The sequence below is a fragment of the Synechococcus sp. R6-5 genome, from assembly GCF_047461775.1.
Taxonomy (GTDB): Bacteria; Cyanobacteriota; Cyanobacteriia; order Thermostichales; family Thermostichaceae; genus Thermostichus.
In genome coordinates this window covers 1-16,102 of the sequence record NZ_JANSHV010000218.1, presented here as the reverse complement: position 1 = coordinate 16,102, position 16,102 = coordinate 1, and the positions used below count along the sequence as shown (strand labels likewise).

Below are 16,102 nucleotides of genomic sequence, written 5' to 3'. Positions count from 1 at the left end.
CTGGGGGTGGTCGCGGCAGCGGCGCGGAACACTTGGGGAGTGTCTCAATTAGCCTAGAATGACCATACAACCGTATCCCGTGGTCCCTTAGTGGGCTGTAGTTGTGTAGCTAAAGCCAATTAGCAAAAGATCCCATTGGATGCTAGCAGTCCTCACTTGTGTTTGCTAGCAGCTTTACCTCTTATCTGCACAGATTTCTGCACAGATTATTTACACAGAGCTGAACGAGGGAGTGCCCATCAGGCAAAGCCTTCCTCTGTGGCGCAAAAGTATTTCGCCACGCAGGGATCTGCCTGTCCTTTGCCTTGGCATTTTGCCCAAGTTGAGTATAATCAATACCTAACATCCAGGATCAGATCGAGGATAGTTGGGAAGGGATCCCAACCTTGATTTGGTTTTGAGACTGCTAGCCCCCTTTTTAGAATCTTTCGCAAAAAACTCTGTAGGACTGAGCCCAGTCGCGTCAGCGTTGCGGAGCAACATGGTTTACACCTTCGAGATCATCGGCATCGCCCCTGCTCTACAGTTCTTTCATCAGCAACAGAAGCTGGCCCAGCGGCCCTGTGGGGTGGAATACCTGGGTACCAGCTCCTGCACCCTCGATGCGTTGCTGGGATCCGTGGAGGAAGTGCCGGCCCGGCGCGGCTGGGACTTGGATCAGTTGGTCGACGCTGTTATCCGCTTTTGGTGCAGCAACCCCGATTTGGTGAGTTTGTGGCGCTCTCGTTTTCGCGATGCCGGGCGAGATGCGCTGTTGGTCTCGCGAGTGGGGCATATTCAATCACTGCGGCAGGAATTTGAATGGCTGCTGAAGCAGTAGGTGCCGATCGCCACTCTCGCCACCTGGGTGGGAGAATGTGCGGTTAGCAGGTAGGCTAAGGGCAGAACTAATTTGTGAGCACCCATGAGCGACACAGTTTTCGGCAAGATTATTCGCAGGGAGATCCCTGCACAAATCGTTTACGAAGACGATAGAGCCCTGGCCTTCAAAGATATTGCCCCCCAAGCCCCTGTCCACATTTTGGTGGTGCCCAAAGAGCCCATCCCCGGCATTTCCCAGGCCAAGCCCGAACATGAGGCATTGCTGGGACATCTCCTGCTGACCGCTCAGCGGGTGGCTGCCGAGGCAGGTTTAAATAAAGGCTACCGATTGGTGATCAACGAAGGAGAAGACGGCGGGCAAACCGTCTTTCATCTCCACATTCACGTTCTGGGCGGTCGGGGGATGGGCTGGCCCCCAGGTTGAGCGATGGTTTTTCCCACCCATTGGAGCCTCTGCAGGTACAATCCTGTCATTACGGAGGTAAACAGCGGGCGGGGTCTGGGATCGATGGAGTGGCACGTAACCGATGCAGAGAGTTTGATGATCATCGACCAGGAGGTGGGCAAGCACGAGCTTTCTCCTGCTGAGTATGAGGTGGTTCGTCGGGTTATTTATGCTACTGCCGACTTTGAGTACTTGAACCTCATCCGTTTTGGTAACGAAGCCTTACAGGCTGGGGCGGCGGCCTTGGCAGCGCGTACCACCATTGTGGTCGATGAGCCGATGGTACAGGTGGGCATTGCCTGGGCTGTTCAGAACACCTTTTCCAACCCCATCTACTGCGGCAGCGAAGCGATTACCCGTCCCCAAAGGGACAAGACCCGCTCCGCTTGGGGCTTGGAAACCCTGGCCCAACGCTACCCTGAGGCGATCTTTGTGATCGGCCAATCCCAGACTGCCCTCTCCACCTTGGTGCAGCTGATTAGAGAGAAGGAGGTGGCCCCTGCTCTGGTCATCGCCACGCCGGCTGGGTTTGTGAACGTGGTGCAAGCCAAGCAGGAGCTAGCCGATTCCATGGTGCCCCACATCCGCACTGAGGGACGCAAAGGAGGCCCGGCAGTGGCTGCAGCGGTGTTGGATGGCCTGCTGGACTTGGCTTGGCACGCCTATGTACGGGTCAGCAGCGCAGACTATCCTGGCAAATCCGCCGTTTCTTGACATGCCCCTTGCTCTACTGGCTGGCTAAGCCAAGGCAAACTGCGCAGCGGTAGAGCAGGGCTTTAGACCCCATTTCTAGAGTAGGTCTGCTGATCTGATCGAGATCACTCAACTGGGGGGATCCCGGTCACTCGGCCTGCAAATTGGCATGGGCAAGATGGGAGCTGCGCTCTCAGTCCTGCCTCTTCAGAAAATGGCCTGAGAAGCGGCTGGGTTGAGCTTATGGAGGGATCTTCCCGTGCGGCGTGCCATCTTCTTTTGCTGGGGCGGCTGCCTTCTGGCCTTGTTTTTTGCGCCGGGGGCTTGGGCACAAGCTGAGCCATGCCCGGTGGTCGTCCTTTCGCCCTCTTCACAGTTGCAGTTGTCAGAATCGTCAACACTTGCCTCTACTCTCTCGACAGCCCAGAAAGTGCTCCACACTGCTACTGCACTCGACAAGGCAGAGGTTATCGCTACGCAACATTTTCCCGAACCGGTCAGCCCCTACCAGCGCTGGCGACAGAGGTATGCCCCCTCGGATCCCCTCTCTTCAGGTTTGAACAGCGTCCCTTATCGGCCAGCCCAGCAGGGATCCCAAAGGATTCAACAGGGAACAGAGGGGCTGCCCTTAGGGCCTGCGACCCGCCAAGGGGAACAGCTGGAGCAGATCGGGATCCGCCTGGGAGAAGACAGCCCCTTCTTCCTACATCCCAGTGGGTTGGTCTATCGGCAGTCCTATTGAATTTGTGAGTCTGTTCGCTACAGGGATCCCAGCTTCCCCAGGGAGAAGGGCTGGAGGTGAGGGATCATCTCTCACTTCTCCCTTCTCACTGCTCACGCCTCAATCAGTAATGATTCCCCACCTTGCGGTGGTGGATGGCAGTAAGGCCCTCTGGGCTGGAGACCCGACCGGCTTCCAAGGTGCTGTACACCACCCAGTGATCGCTGGTTTCCAGGCGGCTCACCACGCGGCACTCCAGGTAGGCCAAAGCATCGGCCAAGATGGGGGATCCGTTGGCAGCAGGGTAGGTCTTGATCCCGGCAAAGCGGTCGGCTCCCGGTGGAAATCGCTTCAGGAAGTGGCGCATCAAGGGTTGGTAATGGCCTTCTTGCAGCACATTTAACACGAAGGTATCTCCCACCTGCAGGAAGGATTCGATGGCCCGATCCTTGGCCACCGCAATGCTGATCCCCGGCGGATCGGTGCTGGCTTGGGCCACCCAGGAGGCAAGCATGGCGCTGGTGGCTTGCCCTTTGCGGGCTGTGATAATGTAGAGGCCATTGCTGATGCGGCCCAGGGCGCGATCCAAGTCGGCATCCAAGGCTTTCATCTGCTGAATGCTGCGATCCCGGGTCAGCCACTGCCCCAGGTCGGTACCTGCTTCTTCGGCCAGTTGCAGCAGGGCCTCGCCGGCAGGCTGCTTAAGCAGAATGGGGGCAAACACCTCTTTGGCGCCGATTTCTTGCAGTGTGTTGCGGCAGAGGTACACCGACTCGTCGTCTTCCCCCCCTGACTCGAACAGGCCAAAGCCCTGCTTGCTGTGGGCAGAGGCCAGCAGGGTTTTCAGCAGCACCTGGGTAGTGGCCGCCTCTGGCCCCGATTGGGGCGGCATGCCTATCACCACACCGGCGGCCAAGCTCATCAGCTCCCGCACCTCGTGGGCATCCACCAGCCGCAAATCTGCCAGCTCCACCTGGATGCCGGTTTTTTGGATCCCGCGGGCAATGGCTTGAGCCAAGGTTTCCGCCTGGCCATAGCCGGACAGGTAGAACACTGCCACCAGGCGCTCGGCTTTGGCCTGCTCCAGGCTCCAGGTGCGATATTGCCCCACCCAGTCGGACAGGTGATGGCGCAGTAGGGGGCCGTGGCCGGTAGCAATGGCAGCGATGGGAGGCAAGGCTTCCATGCGCTTCAGGGCGGACAACACCGAGCGGGCGTTGGGCCCCATGAGGCAGTCGTAGTAGAGCTTGAAGTCGGCCTGCAACAGGTGGGGATGTTCGTCCCAGGCGAAATCGTCGCAGTAGTGCATCCCAAACACGTCGCAGGTGTAAAGGATCTGGGTGCCGTGGTCGTAGGTGAGGATGGTGTCGGGCCAGTGCAAGTTGGGGGCAGAGATAAATTCCAGGACATGCCCCTTGCCCAGATCCAAGCGATCTCCCTGTTTCACCACCAGCCGCTGGAAGGGCCGATGCACCAGATCTTCCAGAAATTGCACCGCCACCTTGGAGGCCACCACCGTCATCTGGGGCGCCAGCTCCAGCAGATCCCCAACCAGGCCGCTGTGATCTGGCTCGGTGTGGCTGACCACCAGGTAGTCGATCTGGGCAGGATCTAGGATCCCTTGCAGGCAATCCAGGTACAACTGGCGAAACTTCTCGTGGGAGGTGTCGATGAGGGCCACCTTCTCGCCGCGAATCAAGAAGGAGTTGTAGGTGGTGCCATTTTCCAGAGCAAATTCGATGTCAAATCGATCCCGATCCCAATCTTGGGAGCGAATGGCAAGGGTGTCGGCCCCGATGGGCAGAGTTTGCAGCGTCAGATGGGGCTGGGCCAGGCGAGGTGCGACTTGAGGTGCAACTGCAGTGGTGGCCATGTTCTCTCCCTAACTTTAAGTCGGGTCACAATCCTGATCTCAATGTAACTGAATGTTTATGTTGACGGCGGATGAAGATGAGCTATGCAGGTTTGGAAATCCTTATGGAATGCTTTTAGGGATCCTTGGGTTCCTGCCAATCGAAGGGGTTAGGACTTAGGGCTGTAGCAAACTGGGCCAGGGTGTGGCGCAACTGATCCAGGTTTTGGCCGGTGGCGGCGGAAACAAACAGGGCTTTGGGGTAGAGCAGGCGGACGTCTTCCACCCATTCGGGGTCGAGGCGGTCGATTTTGTTGAACACCAGCTGGCGGGGACCAGTGGCCAAGGGCAGCTTGTCCAGCAATGTTTCCACCGCCTCGATTTGCCCCTCCCAGTTGGGGTGGGAGAGATCCACCACATGTAGTAGGGCATCGGCTTCCGTCACCTCTTCCAGGGTGGCTTGAAAGGCATCCACCAGTTGGTCTGGCAATTCGGTTAGAAATCCCACCGTGTCGGTCAGCAGGACCGCCTGCCGGTTGGGCAGATCCAGCCGCCGGGTAGTGGGATCCAAGGTGGCAAAGAGCTGGTCGGCGGCGTACACCTCAGCATGGGTGAGGGCGTTGAGAAGGCTGGACTTGCCGGCGTTGGTGTAGCCCACCAGGGCCACCACGGGAATTTGGGATGCCTCGCGCCGTTGGCGCAGCCGCTGGCGGTGGCGGCGCAGCTCTTCCACCTCTTGCCGCAGCTTGCTGATGCGCCGCTGGATGGCCCGCCGCTCCATTTCCAGTTGGGTTTCCCCCGGGCCCCGAGTACCGATCCCACCCCCCAGCCGCGACATGGTGCGACCGCGACCGGCCAGGCGAGGCAGCAAATACTGCAGTTGCGCCAGCTCCACCTGCAGCTTCCCGGCTCGGGTTCTGGCCCGCTGGGCAAAAATATCCAGGATCACCTCGCTGCGATCCACCACCCGCACTCCCAGGGCCTCTTCCAGGGTGCGCACCTGGCTGGGGGTAAGTTCCCGGTCGAACACCACCAGGTTGGCCCCCAAATCCTGCACCAGCAGCGCCAGCTCCTGCACCTTACCGGAGCCGATTACCGTGGCCGAGTTGGGTCCCTCCCGCCGTTGCCAGAGGGCCTGCAGCACCTGACCGCCGGCGCTTTCCACCAGGCGGCCCAGCTCCGCCAACACGTCCATTAGCTCCTGGCTGCTCTGGCCTGGCTCCTGCAGCCCCACTAGGATCGCCCGCTCCTGATCGGGATCCACCGGGCGGGCGGTCACTTGGCGCCGAAAGCCATCTTCTAGCTCCGCCACCAGCTCCTGCAGATCCTGTTCTGCCAGGATCCCCAAAGGCAAAGGCTCAGAAACCTGCCAACGGCGCTCTCCCTCCGGCAGCAGATGGGCCAGATAGGCCCGGTGAACAAAGCCCGTAGCCGCTCCTCCCCGGCGTCGGTGCCCTCCTGACTTGGACACGGAAAGGGTAATGAGGGCATCCAAACGCTGCAAAGCCATGGCCGTCAGCGCTTTTTGACCGGGGCCCCCCTCCCCCATTTGGGTGGTGATGCAGCGGATCCCGGATAGGCGCTCGGCCCCCTGGCGGGGCAATTCCCAAGCGGGAATCTGGGTTTCAAAAGGGGATCCCACCCCTACGCGGATCACCTGGCCGCGCCGGTTGAGGTAAACGCTGATGGGCCGGCCTTCCAACTCTTGGGTCAGGGATCCCAGCCGTTGGGCAAACTCCACCGTCACCAGGCGGTTGGGGGGTAGGCGCAGTTGGTAAAGCCGTTGCAGTTGCTTTTGTTGGTGGGGCTTTAACCCTTTGGCCTGTTCGGGAAAGCGTCGTGGAGCGATAGCAGAGCTGAAGCGGGGGTCGGTCTGATGGCGAGAGGTGCTAGCCCTGGGCATGGGGACGGGGAAAGACCCAAAAACAAGCTTTCATCTACCATACACGCTAGCTGACAGCAGGAACTTGGGATCCAAAAGCAACGGCGGCAAACACTGGCCCAGTGTTGCGGGGGCAACAGTACGGCGATGTCATCAGCAACGGGTGCAACATTCAAACCAAGGTCATTCCCGAACAAAAGTAGGCGGAATACTTCCATGACCCAACCGAGGTACGCATGGGGCAGCCAAACCCAGACGATCACAGGCTTCCTGCTCGCCCATCATCTGCTCAAGGTCAACCCCAAAGATGTCAATGTGTTGGATCTGCCCAAGCGGGGATCCCTGTATTGAGCTTGCTGTCGGTGAGAGAGTTTCCAAATCGGTTGGGCAGTCAGGGATCCCTTTCGCTCCGTGTTGCCGGAATCCTGCTGCAACTCGGAGTAGCTGCATAAATCGGAAAAATCCGTAGTGCCAGCTCTTAGTTATCATAGATGCACGATTTCAACATCACCCCATTTTCTGCGCAAATATTCAGCAACCAGCCTACGATGACAGTGCTCAGGTGTAGCTTCACTACAAAGCAGACATCCTCCATCGAGAATACTTTTATCCACTTGATCTTCAATGCGACGCTCGGCCATCAGCGACAAAAACTGTCTCTCGTAGTTAGACCATTCACCACTGGCTTTGTAAGCATCGAGAATCTCTTGAGTTGGTGCAAGTTCCGGCAAATGAACATATCCAAGCTTGCAGATCTCGCGAAGAAAAAACTCTAGATCCCTCTTTTTCGTGAATCCCGCCAGTTGCGAGGTGTTATTAAGTCGAGTATCAACAACTCGAACCAGACCAGGCTGTTTTAAGCGATTAAAAAATTGCTCTGCACTTTTCTTCGTAAACCCTATCGTAAATATCTTCATGGCCTCGCGCTCCGCTCATCATTTTTTGACATTTTCTCATCTCGATAGGCGACACGCCTGCCTTGAATGAGATAGGCTTCGGCTATAAACTCTTCCCGACTTCTAAACAAGTCCCCCTCTGGAAGTTTGCAAAGGGCAAGAAGACGAGATTCTAGAGCCTCATGAGTCTCCAAAGAGCCATTGGCCAAGATGTGGTTGACCGGAATCCCACTTTGAAAAAGTTTACGCGCCACCAGCAACGATCTATGACATTCAATAGGGTCTTTCTCAGCACACATCAGTGCGATCCGATACCGACTAGAACCTTGGATCAGACGGTCGATCCCTTCGAGGAAGGCTGGCTCATTTGCCAGTCGTTCATACTGAATCCTACCCTGATCATAGCAGCTCGGATTTTCGCTACGTCCTCCCAATTCTTTGCCCAGAAAGACGTAAGCAATACCTGCTGCCGCTAAAGCACTTTTCAACTTTTCTTGTGAATATTGAGGGACGTAACGGCTATATGGACGTGAGCGAACGTCGCCAATACCGGTGATGTTGTACTGGCGCAGTAAGTCTATGAAAAAATCAATCTCGTGGTTTGAGTGACCAATCGTGTAGATCTCTGATTTCATATGAGTCGACCTGAGTAGAGAACAGCCGCTATCAGCTTGTAGTAATAGCCCAAGTAGGGATCGCTAAGGCTAACACACAGCACCGGATCGGGGATGTCATATTGACCGTCTTCGCCCATTAGGAAATCCCGTTCAATCACAGGATCGGTAACATCCATGCAGTATTTTACTCCCTTGTATACAAACTCGCCGCGTACTCTACGCTTAGAATTCGGGTATCCTGGTGCCTTGTAACCAACCAACAGACGCAAATGCTCGACCGGTACAAGGTAAAGAGAAACTCCGCTTTCTCGCCCGACACTTAACCGGTTGTTCCACCCAGCATAGCTGCTCTCGCCAGTGCCCCAGAGATTCTCAGGGTTGTCTAGCCAACTGTTGATATCCTCCCAAGGCAGGTGGCCAACTTTTTTCCAGCGGTGCTTTGGATTGATAACGTGGTTCTCCCTCTGGTGAGGTAGTGGCTGAGGTGTATCACAAGAGACACAGAGAATATCAAGAAGTTCTGGGTCGCCACCGCTCTCGTAGTACCTCTCATGTTCAGAGACCTCATGTGACGGGCGGCTGCTGACAGGACGCACCCATTCTCCTGGCTCTCCGTTCTGCCATTCCTTGCCGGCAATACAGCGACCGGCCATTTTTCTGGAGTTGGCGAAACAGACAATCGTCTTGACGTAAGACATACAGGCTTCTGGGGCAAGGGCAAAGGCTCAATAGGAGTAATTTTCGGCTTCTTGAAAGTCCAGTAGTCAAATCCGTTCTTCAGGGCGAAAGGGGATCAAAAGGGCGCGGGGCGCTTTGGCATGGCGAGAGACCAAAATCAACGCCACAATACTGAGCAGATAGGGCAACATTAAGAAAAACTGATAGGGGATCCGGCTACCCCAAAGCTGCTGAAGGCGCAATTGCAAAGCATCAAACCCGGCAAACAGCAACGCTCCTCCTAAGGCTCGCCAGGGATCCCAAGCGGCAAAAACCACCAGGGCAATGCAAATCCACCCCCGTCCATTGACGATATTGAAGAAAAACGCATCGAACGCAGAGAGGGTTAAAAAAGCGCCGGCCACCGCCATGAGAGCGCTGCCCACCATCACGGCCCCGGTGCGAACGGCATAGACCGGGATCCCCTGGGAAGCGGCAGCCTGGGGATTTTCCCCAACCATGCGCACGGCCAGGCCCAGAGGAGTTCGGTAGAGGATGTAGGCCATGAGGGGCACCAGGAGAAGGCTGAGGTAGGTGAGGGGCGGCTGGGTAAACAGGGTTTCTCCCAGAAAGGGCAGGCTGGAGAGACCCGGGATCGGCCAAGGGCTGAAGGGGACGATTTTGGGAGGAGAGGTGACCTGGGGCAGGGCCATGCGATAAACAAAATAAGCAGCATTGATGGTCAAGAGGGTGATGCCAATGCCGGTGACGTGCTGGGAAACCCCAAGGCGGACGGTCAACAGGCTGTGAATCAAGCCCACACCTGCACCGAGGACGGCAGCAAAGGCTACGCCCCACCACAATCCGGATCCCTGATAGACCACCAGCCAACCGGTCATGGCCCCCAGGGTCATGATCCCTTCGATGCCCAGATTGAGAACGCCGGCCCGCTCACAGAGGACTTCGCCCAAAGTGCCAAAGAGCAAGGGAGTGGCAATGCGCAGGGTGGCCACCCAGAAGCTGGTGGTGCTGATTAAGCTGATTAGACTCAGGAGTGCAGACACGGGTGCTCAGTCCCAGCGCAGACGATAACGGGCCAATCCCATGCAGACCAACATCCACAGCAGGGCAGCAGCAACAATGACATCGGCAAGATAGGTGGGAACGCCCAAGCTACGCCCCATGGTATCGGCTCCCACATAAACCCCGGCAATGAAAACTGCGGCCCCCACCACTCCCAAGGGATGCAGTTGGGCCAACAGGGCAACAACAATGCCGGTGTAGCCAAAGCCAGGGGATAAATCCAAGGTGAGATAGCCCTTGAGCCCGAGGAGTTCACAAGCTCCCGCCAAGCCTGCCAGCCCACCTCCCAACAATGAGGTATATAAAATAACTCTCCGGACTGGGATGCCGAGGAACCTGGCCGCTTCTGGGTTGGCGCCTACGGCTCGCATTTCTAAGCCCCAAACGGTGAACCGCTCTATGGCCCACACCCCCAGGGCAGCGAGCAGGGCGATGATTAAACCAGCGTGGAGACGACTGCGGGGGATCAGCCGCGGCAGTAGGGCGGCATCCACAAGGGCACGACCTTGGGGCCAACCCAGAGCCAGAGGATCTTTGAGGGGGCCTTCCAGGAGATAGCTAATCCCGAGAAGAATGACAAAATTGAGCAGCAAGGTGGTCACCACTTCGTCCACCTGGAACTGGGTCTTGAGCCAGGCCGGGATCCACAGCAGCAGCCCTCCAGCAATCCAGCCCGCCAGCAGCAGCACCAACACCAACCATGGGCGCGGCAGCGAAAGCCCACCGGTGCCCAAGAGGCTGGCAGCCAGAGCCCCACCATAAAACTGGCCTTCCGCACCGATGTTCCACAACTTGGCCCGAAAACACACCGCCACCGCCAATCCTGTCAGGATCAGAGGAACGGCCCGAGTCAAGGTCTCGCTTAGGGCAAAGGGGGATCCCACCGCTCCCCGCAGCAAAGCTCCATAGGCTGCCAAAACCGGGGATCCCGTCCACAGGATCAGCAGGCTACAGGAGAGGAAAGCCAGGACAATGGCTGCCATCGGCGCACTCAGGATCAGCCAAAGGGGCACAGTGGAACGAGGTTCAACACGCATCGGCCACCTCCTGCCCGGCCATGCGCAACCCCAAGGCGGTCACCGTTGTGGTTTGGGTTGGGATTGCTGGGGAAAGCCGACCGCGATAGAGCACCGCCACTCGATCGGCTAAACTCAGCAATTCATCCAAGTCTTCAGAAATGAGCAGGATCCCGGCTCCAGCTCGGGCTGCTGCCAGCAGTTGGGCATGCACGTAAGCCACAGCCCCCAGATCCAGTCCCCGCGTTGGCTGGTGAGCCACAATTACCTGGGGATCCCGACACAGCTCCCGCGAGAGGATCACTTTTTGCATATTTCCGCCGGACAGCAGTTGCACCGGCATCTGGAGCGCCTGCCGCGGATCCCCCCTCTGGAGTCCCCGCACGTCGTAGGTCTGTAGCCAGGTGTGAGCCTGCTGATAGATTTGGCGGTGACGCAGGATCCCCCACCGCGAGAATTCGGGATCCCGATAGCGCTCGATCACCCAATTCTCCCACAGGCTAAGGGAACCGATCAGTCCGGTCTTGTGGCGGTCTTCCGGGATCCGAGCCATGCCTTGCCGCACCATCTCAGCAGGAGAGATCAGCCGCAGGACTCGGCCATACAGATGCAGATGACCTTGGTGGGGCCGGATCACCCCACAGACCAGATCTGCCAGAACGGCCTGCCCATTGCCCGCCACCCCAGCAATACCCACGATTTCGTGACGCCGCACCGTCAGAGAAACCTGCTCCAGATGCTGCTGCCCCACCCGACAGGAGACCTGCTGCAACTCTAAGACCGTCTCCCCCGGAGACAAAGGGGCTTTGACCACCGCCGCCAACCGCTGCCCCACCATCGCTTCCGCCAGAGCTGTGGGATGGATCTCAGCCGTCTTGCCCGCCATCACCACCCGCCCTGACCGCAGCACCATCACCCGGTCACTGATGCGCATCACCTCCTGGAGCTTGTGGGAAATCAGCAGGATCCCCAGCCCGCGACCGGCCATCTGCCGTAGGGTGTGAAAAAACGGCTCAATTTCCGGTGGGGTCAACACCGCTGTGGGCTCATCCAAAATCAGGATCCGCGCCCCTCGATACAGCACCTTGAGGATCTCCACCCGCTGCCGCTCCCCCAAGGTTAGAGATCCCACCAGAGCATCGGGATCCACGGCCAACCCCAATTCCTCAGCTAGCTTTTGGATGCGCCGCCGTCCCTCTCGCCGCCGAGACCACAGGTGCCACAGGGGCTGAGTGCCCAGAAGAATGTTGTCCAGCACCGACAGATTATCGGCCAAGACCACATGCTGATGCACCATGCCTATCCCTGCCGCCAGGGCAGCCGCCGGGGATCCCAGCTTGAGGGGCCGACCAAACACCCACACCTGACCCTGATCGGGAACGTAGTGCCCAAACAGGATATTCATCAGCGTCGTTTTGCCCGCCCCATTTTCCCCCAAGATGGCCAGAATCTCCCCGGCCCGCAGCTCAAGATCAATCTGGTCGTTGGCCAGCAGAGCACCAAAGCGCTTAGTAATGCCCACCACCTTCAAGGCCAAAGGCGCTTCAGAGGGTGGACTTGGGTTCGCTATCATCGATGGCTACAACAAAAGACCCTGCCAGAATCTCTGCCTGCCTCTGCATCACCTTAGCTTTCAGTTCAGCCGGAACCTTGTCGGCGAAGGTTCCCCAGTCGGAGAGGCTGGATCCCCCATATTTCATCATGCTGTAGATCCCGTAGTCCTCTGCCTTAAATTCTCCGGCCTTCACCGCGGCAATGGCTCTGTCGATGGTGGGTTCCATGTGCCACAGGGCGCTGACCACCACCGTTTCCGGATAATCAGGCTGGGTATCGATCACATTGCCGATGGCCAAAACGCCCCTCTCTTTAGCGGCATCAGATACCCCAAACCGCTCTGCATAGAGGATATCTGCGCCGGCATCAATTTGGGCAAAAGCCGCCTCTTTGGCTTTGGGGGGATCAAACCAACTGCCGATAAAGGTGACCAAAAACTTCACCTCCGGCTGCAGTTCCCTCGCCCCTGCCATAAAAGCATTCATGAGGCGGTTCACTTCTGGAATGGGATAGCCCCCCACCATGCCGATGATTTTGGAGCGGGTCAGCCCCCCGGCCACCATTCCCGTCAAATAGGAAGGCTCGTGGATGTAGTTGTCAAACACGGCAAAATTGCTCAGGGCAGGATCCGGCTTGAGGCTGGATCCCATCAAAAAGCTGACCTTGGGATAGTCTTTGGCTACTTCCCGCGCTTCCCGCTCCACCCCGAAGACCTCACCCACCAGCAGTTGGACGCCGCTCTCGGCATACTGACGCAGCACCCGTGGGTAGTCGGTGTTGGAAACTGACTCTGACCAGGTGTAGTCAATATCCCCCCGCTTCTGGGCAGCCATCAAGGCTTTATGGATCCGGCTCACCCACTGCTGCTCAATGGGAACCGTATAAACCCCGGCCACCTTCAGCTTGGTTCCTTGAGCCACCGCGGCATCGCGAACCAACCAGCGGCTCCCCATCAGGCCAGCCACAAAAGCCCCAGAACGCAGGCAGAAGTCCCGCCGGGAGAGTTCTAAACGTGCCATAGTCGCTTCTGTTGAGGTTAGTTCGAGATCGGGTTACTGCTCGGCTTATCCTAAGGGGGAGATCCCTGAAAATATGTATCCTGAAATACAATTTTTTGAGAAGGAGCTTGTTTGTAATGGACAACGAAGTTTCGCTGACGGTTGGAATGGATGTAAGGGCCAAGTCCTCTCAAATCAGCTCTCGATAGATTATCCCTCTGACTACTTGGTTGATATCTTGCACAACCGGATGCTGTTGGGGACTACAGCCCTCTTTTATAAAGTGAGCAATAACCCAATCAACTGGTTTCCTAAATTCGGGCTTTGAGGTAATTTAAGACATCTTTATCTGATTTGGCCTATCATTCAGTCAACTGTAGTCGCTTCTTTCCATCCTAAGTTCAAACAAATAGCCACAACATATGGATCTCATTTTGCGCCGGGCCAATTTGCCGGATGGCCGCAAGGGAATCGATATCGGTATCCAGGGGGATCGCATTGTGGCTCTGGAAAGCAACTTACAAGCCACTGCCCCCCAAGAAATTGATGTCAGCAACCGCTTGGTGTCGCCCCCCTTCGTGGATGCCCACTTTCACATGGATGCCACCCTCACCTATGGGATCCCGCGCATCAACCAATCGGGGACGCTGTTGGAAGGGATCGCCCTCTGGGGGGAGTTGAAGCCGCTGTTGACCCCCGAGGCGGTGATGGAGCGGGCCTTGACCTATTGCGACTGGGCGGTGGCTCGTGGGATCCTGGCCATCCGCACCCATGTGGATGTGTGCGATCCCAACCTGTTGGCGGTGCGGGCGCTGCTGGAAGTCAAGCAAAAAGTGGCTCCCTACTTGGATTTGCAACTGGTGGCCTTTCCCCAGGATGGCTACTATCGCTCGCCAGGGGCGGTGCAGCTTCTGGAGAAGGCTCTGGATTTGGGGGTGGAGGTGGTGGGCGGGATCCCCCACTTCGAGCGGACGATGGCCGAAGGGACGGCTTCGGTGCGGGCCCTATGTGAAATTGCAGCAGCGCGGGGTCTGCGGGTGGATCTGCACTGCGACGAGACCGACGATCCGCTTTCGCGCCATGTGGAAACCTTGGCCTACGAAACGCTGCGGCTGGGCTTGCAGGGGCGGGTAGCCGGATCCCATCTAACTTCCATGCACTCGATGGACAACTACTACGTCAGCAAACTGATCCCCCTGATGGCCGAGGCAGAGCTGGGGGTGATCGCCAACCCGCTGGTCAATATGGTCATCCAAGGTCGCCACGACACCTACCCCAAGCGGCGGGGGCTGACCCGGGTGCCCGAGCTGATGGACGCAGGCTTGACGGTAGCCTTTGGCCAGGATTGCGTGATGGATCCCTGGTACCCTTTGGGCAGCGGCAACATGCTGGAGGTGGCCCACATGGCCATCCACGCCGCCCAACTGACTGGCTATGAGCAGATGCGCCAGTGCTTTTTGGCGGTTACGGAGAATCCGGCCCGCATTCTGGGGTTGGAAGGCTACGGCCTGGAACCCGGCTGCTACGCCGATCTGGTGGTGCTCCAGGCCGCCGATGCCGTCGAAGCCATTCGCCTGAAACCAGCTTGCCTGTATGTCTTCCGCCGGGGCCGGCTGATCGCCCAAACCCCGCCTGTGGTTGCCCAGCTCCATTTGCCTGAGCGCCCCACCCAGGTGGAGTTCAGCCGCCAGCTTTGGACCTCATCGGCGCACGGTACCGCTGAAGCCGCTGGCCTTGAATTGCTCCAGGGTGAGGGGCAGGGGGCTGGTTATGGGCACCGAGATGCGAATTGAAAAAGGGCTCTCGCCGGGAGGAACTTCTGCAATGGCCCCCAGGCGGGTGCGTTCCGGCAAGACATCGTTGCCGTTGGCGTCGTAAAGCCGACCAAAGACATCGGCATTGAAAACGGTGTTTTTGGAGCGGTTGACCACTGTGCCTTCGACGAACAGGCACCTGGCCGGTATGGGGTTGCCGTTGCTGGTCACCAGGTTGGTGTATTCGGGGGTATCGGGACAGGGGGTGACGTGGAGATCCTTCAGTTGCAGGGGGATCGCCCCAAAGCCCATCAAGAGCACCGCCAATGCCACACAGCCAAAGCTCATGCAGACAAGACGCAGCTTTTGGGTTAGCCACTGCGCCGGCTTCCAAACTTGGCTCATCGTTTTTCCTCCAAGGCCCACCCTCTTTAGTCTAGGGGATCCCCGTCTCGTAGAACCTCTCCTCGGTTTGGATCCCATCCAGGCGCTGATCCCAAGGATCCTGAGGCAGGGGCTGCTCCAGCAAGCAGGCTTGGGGGAGGATGCCCCACTTGGGCACACTGGGATCCGGCAAAGCGGCCAAAAAGCGGTCGTAATAGCCGCCGCCATAGCCCAAACGCCTTCCCCAACGATCGCAGGCCAGGGCAGGCACCAGGATCAAATCCGCCTTGCCAGGGTCGATAACTGTGCTGCCGGGAGAAGGCTCCAGCAAGCCCCAGCAGTTGGGGACAAGCTCAGCCGGCTGGTAGCGGTGCCACTGCATTTGCCGCCGCGGCAGACAACGGGGGATCCCCCACTGCTTCTCTGGAAAAAGGGCAAACAGGGATCCCAAGTCCACCTCGGAGCCGAAGGCCACATAGGCCAGGATGGTTTTGGCGGCCAAAAGTTGGGGGCAAGAGGCCAAATGAGCCACGATCTTCTGGCTGATAAGGGATCTGTCCAACCTCTGCCGTAGCTGGCGAAAGTGCTGGCGCAGGCGAGCTTTTTCTAGGGCAGGATCTGCTGCCAGAGAACTGGGCCGCCAAGAAGAAGACAGTTCCGGGGAAGGGAGTTCCTGCACAAGCCCAATGCCGCTTGGATATTCGGTCTGATACATTTACGCTGAACAC

17 protein-coding genes are annotated in these 16,102 nt (G+C 57.9%); 6 read left to right on the top strand and 11 right to left on the bottom strand.

What is annotated here, in order from left to right:
• The first annotated feature begins 481 nt into the window (after nucleotides 1-481).
• From NW818_RS11245 to NW818_RS11230, 4 genes are all read left to right on the top strand, one after another.
• On the top strand, nucleotides 482-820 hold the full coding sequence (locus NW818_RS11245; RefSeq protein WP_414329426.1) for a hypothetical protein: 339 nt from the start codon (nucleotides 482-484) through the stop codon (nucleotides 818-820).
• Nucleotides 821-904: 84 nt separating this feature from the next.
• Nucleotides 905-1,246 carry a histidine triad nucleotide-binding protein gene (locus tag NW818_RS11240; RefSeq protein WP_011432043.1) on the top strand — a complete coding sequence of 114 codons (342 nt, stop codon included), beginning with the start codon at nucleotides 905-907 and terminating at the stop codon, nucleotides 1,244-1,246.
• 84 nt (nucleotides 1,247-1,330) lie between these two features.
• A complete protein-coding gene (locus NW818_RS11235) occupies nucleotides 1,331-1,981 on the top strand; it encodes a precorrin-8X methylmutase (RefSeq protein WP_414424602.1) in 651 nt (216 codons plus the stop codon).
• 238 nt (nucleotides 1,982-2,219) lie between these two features.
• Complete coding sequence (locus NW818_RS11230) at nucleotides 2,220-2,702, top strand: hypothetical protein (protein WP_414424601.1); 483 nt, start codon at nucleotides 2,220-2,222, stop codon at nucleotides 2,700-2,702.
• Nucleotides 2,703-2,805: 103 nt separating this feature from the next.
• Here NW818_RS11230 and NW818_RS11225 read toward each other — a convergent pair whose 3' ends face one another.
• Nucleotides 2,806-4,554 (bottom strand): diflavin flavoprotein, encoded by a 1,749-nt coding sequence (locus NW818_RS11225; RefSeq protein WP_414373931.1) that lies wholly within the window; start codon nucleotides 4,552-4,554, stop codon nucleotides 2,806-2,808.
• A gap of 115 nt (nucleotides 4,555-4,669) precedes the next feature.
• Nucleotides 4,670-6,436, bottom strand: coding sequence for a GTPase HflX (hflX, locus tag NW818_RS11220; protein WP_414424600.1), 1,767 nt, complete (start codon nucleotides 6,434-6,436; stop codon nucleotides 4,670-4,672).
• A 195-nt stretch (nucleotides 6,437-6,631) separates the two neighbouring features.
• Here hflX and NW818_RS11215 point away from each other — a divergent pair, with 195 nt between their 5' ends.
• Nucleotides 6,632-6,766: a hypothetical protein gene (locus NW818_RS11215; protein WP_414342083.1), complete on the top strand. Its 135-nt coding sequence runs from the start codon at nucleotides 6,632-6,634 to the stop codon at nucleotides 6,764-6,766.
• Between the two features lie 134 nt (nucleotides 6,767-6,900).
• Here the strand turns inward: NW818_RS11215 and NW818_RS11210 are convergent, their stop codons facing one another.
• The 7 genes from NW818_RS11210 to NW818_RS11180 all read right to left on the bottom strand — a co-directional run bounded on the left by NW818_RS11210 (nucleotide 6,901) and on the right by NW818_RS11180 (nucleotide 13,257).
• Nucleotides 6,901-7,332, bottom strand: coding sequence for a DUF488 family protein (locus tag NW818_RS11210; protein ID WP_414424599.1), 432 nt, complete (start codon nucleotides 7,330-7,332; stop codon nucleotides 6,901-6,903).
• Nucleotides 7,329-7,946, bottom strand: coding sequence for a DUF488 family protein (locus NW818_RS11205; RefSeq protein ID WP_414342081.1), 618 nt, complete (start codon nucleotides 7,944-7,946; stop codon nucleotides 7,329-7,331). The genes NW818_RS11210 and NW818_RS11205 overlap by 4 nt, the downstream gene beginning before the upstream one ends.
• Nucleotides 7,943-8,626 carry a dual OB domain-containing protein gene (locus NW818_RS11200; RefSeq protein ID WP_011432051.1) on the bottom strand — a complete coding sequence of 228 codons (684 nt, stop codon included), beginning with the start codon at nucleotides 8,624-8,626 and terminating at the stop codon, nucleotides 7,943-7,945. The genes NW818_RS11205 and NW818_RS11200 overlap by 4 nt, the downstream gene beginning before the upstream one ends.
• A gap of 66 nt (nucleotides 8,627-8,692) precedes the next feature.
• Nucleotides 8,693-9,649 carry an ABC transporter permease gene (locus tag NW818_RS11195; RefSeq protein ID WP_099812064.1) on the bottom strand — a complete coding sequence of 319 codons (957 nt, stop codon included), beginning with the start codon at nucleotides 9,647-9,649 and terminating at the stop codon, nucleotides 8,693-8,695.
• 6 nt (nucleotides 9,650-9,655) lie between these two features.
• Nucleotides 9,656-10,705, bottom strand: a complete 1,050-nt coding sequence (locus NW818_RS11190) for an ABC transporter permease (RefSeq protein ID WP_011430424.1) — start codon at nucleotides 10,703-10,705, stop codon at nucleotides 9,656-9,658.
• Nucleotides 10,695-12,221 carry an ABC transporter ATP-binding protein gene (locus tag NW818_RS11185; protein WP_414424598.1) on the bottom strand — a complete coding sequence of 509 codons (1,527 nt, stop codon included), beginning with the start codon at nucleotides 12,219-12,221 and terminating at the stop codon, nucleotides 10,695-10,697. Before NW818_RS11185 ends, NW818_RS11190 begins: the two co-directional genes overlap by 11 nt.
• 7 nt (nucleotides 12,222-12,228) lie before the next feature.
• Nucleotides 12,229-13,257 carry a BMP family protein gene (locus NW818_RS11180; RefSeq protein WP_099812061.1) on the bottom strand — a complete coding sequence of 343 codons (1,029 nt, stop codon included), beginning with the start codon at nucleotides 13,255-13,257 and terminating at the stop codon, nucleotides 12,229-12,231.
• 401 nt (nucleotides 13,258-13,658) lie between these two features.
• On the opposite strand from NW818_RS11180, the gene NW818_RS11175 reads away from it, so the two are divergent.
• Nucleotides 13,659-15,029: an amidohydrolase family protein gene (locus tag NW818_RS11175; protein WP_414424597.1), complete on the top strand. Its 1,371-nt coding sequence runs from the start codon at nucleotides 13,659-13,661 to the stop codon at nucleotides 15,027-15,029.
• On the opposite strand, the gene NW818_RS11170 is transcribed toward NW818_RS11175, so the two are convergent.
• Together NW818_RS11170 and NW818_RS11165 are read right to left on the bottom strand one after the other, a co-directional pair.
• Nucleotides 14,937-15,395, bottom strand: a complete 459-nt coding sequence (locus NW818_RS11170; protein ID WP_414424596.1) for an FxLYD domain-containing protein — start codon at nucleotides 15,393-15,395, stop codon at nucleotides 14,937-14,939. The genes NW818_RS11175 and NW818_RS11170 overlap by 93 nt on opposite strands.
• 31 nt (nucleotides 15,396-15,426) lie before the next feature.
• Nucleotides 15,427-16,089, bottom strand: coding sequence for a 5-formyltetrahydrofolate cyclo-ligase (locus NW818_RS11165; RefSeq protein ID WP_414407201.1), 663 nt, complete (start codon nucleotides 16,087-16,089; stop codon nucleotides 15,427-15,429).
• Between the last annotated feature and the right edge of the window lie 13 nt (nucleotides 16,090-16,102).